Below are 3,777 nucleotides of genomic sequence, written 5' to 3'. Positions count from 1 at the left end.
TTTGAATATTCCTGGTTATCTAGGACAGCCCCTAATTTTTTCTTTCCCGCCGATGATCTTGCTACAAGCTGCCGCTTTTACCAAGATGTGCTGGATTTGCCCGTTAAATTCGACTTTTCTGAAAACGGCATGGTGGCTTTTCGGGTAGGTAACGAAGAAGCCGCCATCATCCTCAAAGAACGGAAAAAATTCCCCGATATGGCTCCTACTTTGTGGATTGAAGTGGAAGATGTGCGGGCAAAATATGCCGTATTGCAGGGTAGGAATATCCGTTTCCTAAGCGAGCCATTCCGTATCCGTACCGGATGGGCAGTGGAATTTGTCGATCCGTCCAGCAATCGGTTGGGGTTGGTTGATTATCAGGAGTAAACGCAAATTAGAGCGTTCATGGAACCGAAAAGAATATGAGCAGCTAGCGCATAGATAAAGGCTACCTGAAAGTGCCGACAAGCATTTTCAGGTAGCCTTTTGTATGGTAGGCAGTAGTTGAGTTGGTGGTTGTTAGCCAGTCTTTTTATCGACTCGACCACTCAATCTCAAGCCGGCTTTGTTTTAAAGCCAAGCTGCGTCCACGCGAATACTGCCAGCGCAGCAACGGCAAGGGTAGCGCCTACCCAGCCTAGTGCGCCCAACCCCCAGTGGCGCGAGATGATGCCGCCTAAGAGCGCGCCGCCGCCGATGCCGATGTTGTAGCTGCCCGAGTAAATCGCATTGGCCACATCGGTGGCATCCGGCGCATAGCGGATCACGTGTGCAACCATGCTCAAGCCCAGCACACCGATACCGATGCCCCAGACCAGCGAGAGCGCAAACATCGCCGCCGTACTGTCGCCTAAAGGCTTAAACAGCAGTAATGACACCAGCAGCAGCACCGCCGAGCCAATCAGGGTGGGGTTGGGGTGTTTCGGGTAGAAGCGCGAATACAGCCAGCTGGCCGCCATACCAGACAAACCGAACACCAGCAACAGCGCCGTGGCCGTATCCGGCGGCATATGGGTGATTTCCAGCACATAAGGCTCGATGTAGCTATAGGCCGTGAAATGCGCGCTCACAATTAGCACCGCCATCGCATACATCCCCAACAGGCGTGGGCGTTTGGCCAACAGCGGCAAGCTTTTGAGCGAACCCGCGTTTTTGCTTTCCAGGTGCGGCAGGATTTTGGCCAACAGCACCATCACGCCCAAGGCCAGCACGCCGATCAGTGCGAAGGTAAACCGCCAGCCCAGCCACTGCCCCACCAGCCGCCCCAGTGGCAAGCCCAACACCGTGGCCATGGAAGTGCCCAACGACATCCAGCCCAAAGCCTGCTGCCGCCTGCCCGCCGGCGCCAGGCGCATCACCAGCGAGGCGGTAATGGCCCAAAACAGCGCATGGGTAAAGGCAATCAGCACACGCGAAGCCAGGAGCACGGGAAAGCTCCAAGCCACGGCAGACAGTCCATGCCCGGCCACAAACACAACAAACAACGCAAGCAGCAGCCTGCGCCGCTCCGCATTGGCCACCAGCAGCATCAGCGGCAGCGAAGCCAGCGACACCACCCAGGCATACACGGTAATCATGATGCCCGTGTCGGCGGCAGACATATTAAAGCCCTTGCCGATGTCGGTAAGCATGGCGATGGGGATGAATTCGGTGGTGCATACCACAAAAGCGGCCACCGACATGGCAAACACGCGCAGATAGGCCAGCAAGATGGGGGCGTGGGGGTGATGTTTGAGCATAGCGTAGATGACAAGCGAAGTAAGGTTTTCAGGTAGCCTTTACCGGCTGGGGAACGGGATAATTTGCTATCAGATAAACCTCTTCGGCACGGCAAGTTTCATATATCGGGTAAGCGGATTAAATGGTTGATCTTACCTTTGCATGAGAGTGAGACAGACTAGCATCTCATCGGATTATCTGGTTGATGCTTCACCTACTGCTGGTGCATGTTTCCTTCGCTAATTCCAGCAAGAACCCCACACGCCTCAACTTCCCGGTCATCGTTGCAACTCGCTCTCAGTGAAACGAGTTGTTTCTCAAGCGTTTGCAGAGCGGTTATCTGCGACCGCACATGAGAGATGTGATCATCGAGCAAGGCGTTGACGGCGGTACAAGGCTGATGAGGGTCGTCCTGATAGCTCTGTAGTTCGTGAATCTCAGCCAGTGACAGGCCCAGGATTCTGCAGCGACGGATGAAGGCCAGCCCCTCACCATGCTTCTCGGTATAGACACGGTAACCGTTGTCCTGCCGATCAGGCGGCGGCAATAAGCCCTGCTGTTCATAGAAGCGGATCGTCTGTGTTTCGACCCCTACCAACCGCGCCAACTGACCAATGCGCATCAGCCTCCTCCCCAACGGATTCTTTACTCTATTGACCTTATAGTAGCTTTATAGTTTAAAATGGTACCACAACATTGTTCAAGTGGATGTAGTATCATGAGCAAATCCTGTGGTGGCGCCTGTGGCGGTGATGCAACGTCCGCAGCGGATACCGATATACAGGCCTCCTCCGAGGCGCCAGGGAGATGGGTCAGTGTTTATGCCGTGCCGAAGATGGACTGTCCATCAGAAGAACGAATGATTCGCCTAGCCCTGAACGGCTTTGAGGAGATTCGGGCGCTGTCCTTCGACTTGTCGAACCGCCGGCTGAAGGTCGTGCATGACGGCGAGGTCGAGCCCGTCACCTCGAAACTGAAGACCTTGGGGCTAGGCGCCTCGCTTCAGGAAACCGTCGCTGCAAATCCGGAGACCATCAAGGCCGCCGAGTTTTCGGCAGCTTCTGCTAAGCAAGAATCCGGGACCCTGCGCTGGTTGCTCGGCATCAATGCACTTCTGTTCGTGGTGGAAATGACTGCCGGTCTGATCGCCCGGTCCACCGGCCTGATTGGAGAATCCCTGGACAATTTTGCCGATGCGGCGGTGTACGGGCTTGCCCTTTATGCGGTTGGACATAGCGTGAAAATGCAGGTACGTGCCGCGCATCTTGCTGGTGTACTGCAACTGATCTTGGCTGTGGGCGTGCTCGTAGAGGTGGTGAGACGCTTTGTATTCGGTAGTGAGCCTGAATCGCTGGTGATGATGGCTATCGCATTCGTCGCATTGATTGCCAATACCAGTTGTCTGCTGCTCATATCCAAACATCGGGAAGGCGGGGCGCACATGAAGGCAAGCTGGATATTCTCGGCCAACGACGTGGTGATCAACCTGGGGGTCATCACCGCCGGCGCCCTGGTCGCGTGGACCGGTTCCAATTATCCGGATCTGATTATCGGCACCATCGCGGGGGGCATTGTACTTAACGGTGCCAGACGCATTTTGGCGTTGAAGGGTTAAATAATGCTCATTATTGGCAAAAAGCTCTCGCCGTATGCCCTATTGTCCATATCGGGCCTGCTGGCAGCGTCTGATCAGGCTGTAAAGTGGCTGGTGCAGCAATCAATGGCCTATGGCGAGTATGTTTCGGTGACCCCGTTCTTTAACTGGGTGCACCTATGGAACACCGGTGCCGCATTCAGTCTTTTTGCGAATGGTGGAGGCTGGCAGCGCTACTTTTTTATCGGAATCGCGGTAGTGGTCTCGATTTTTCTGATCAAGCTGATCCTTGAAAATCGTCATAAAGGAGAAGCCATCGCTTACAGTCTTATCCTCGGTGGCGCCATGGGCAACCTGATTGACCGGGTCTTTCGCGGCTATGTTGTGGATTCCTTTGATTTCTATTGGCGAGACTGGCATTGGCCGGCCTTCAACCTGGCTGATATTGCAAGGGGCTTAGGAAGCAAAATTTATTTTAAAGG

Annotated in this window: 5 protein-coding genes; 3 read left to right on the top strand and 2 right to left on the bottom strand. The window is 54.5% G+C overall.

Annotated elements, in window-relative coordinates; genetic code table 11:
- The coding region (locus tag HMPREF2541_RS05730; protein ID WP_070542198.1) for a VOC family protein at nt 1-369 on the top strand (369 nt) is incomplete at its 5' end.
- Nucleotides 370-536: 167 nt separating this feature from the next.
- On the opposite strand, the gene HMPREF2541_RS05725 is transcribed toward HMPREF2541_RS05730, so the two are convergent.
- Both HMPREF2541_RS05725 and cadR read right to left on the bottom strand, forming a co-directional pair.
- Nucleotides 537-1,721: a sugar transporter gene (locus HMPREF2541_RS05725; protein ID WP_003821927.1), complete on the bottom strand. Its 1,185-nt coding sequence runs from the start codon at nt 1,719-1,721 to the stop codon at nt 537-539.
- A gap of 194 nt (nt 1,722-1,915) precedes the next feature.
- On the bottom strand, nt 1,916-2,323 hold the full coding sequence (gene cadR / locus HMPREF2541_RS05720; RefSeq protein ID WP_070542195.1) for a Cd(II)/Pb(II)-responsive transcriptional regulator: 408 nt from the start codon (nt 2,321-2,323) through the stop codon (nt 1,916-1,918).
- A 96-nt stretch (nt 2,324-2,419) separates the two neighbouring features.
- On the opposite strand from cadR, the gene HMPREF2541_RS05715 reads away from it, so the two are divergent.
- Both HMPREF2541_RS05715 and lspA read left to right on the top strand, forming a co-directional pair.
- Nucleotides 2,420-3,316 carry a cation efflux transmembrane domain-containing protein gene (locus HMPREF2541_RS05715; protein ID WP_004364974.1) on the top strand — a complete coding sequence of 299 codons (897 nt, stop codon included), beginning with the start codon at nt 2,420-2,422 and terminating at the stop codon, nt 3,314-3,316.
- A 3-nt stretch (nt 3,317-3,319) separates the two neighbouring features.
- The coding region (lspA, locus tag HMPREF2541_RS05710) for a signal peptidase II (RefSeq protein ID WP_070542193.1) at nt 3,320-3,777 on the top strand (458 nt) is incomplete at its 3' end.

Origin of the sequence: Eikenella sp. HMSC061C02, assembly GCF_001809035.1 — a bacterium.
GTDB lineage: Bacteria > Pseudomonadota > Gammaproteobacteria > Burkholderiales > Neisseriaceae > Eikenella > Eikenella corrodens.
Note: the sequence above shows the minus strand (reverse complement) of the source record. Positions and strands in the feature narration are given on the sequence as shown.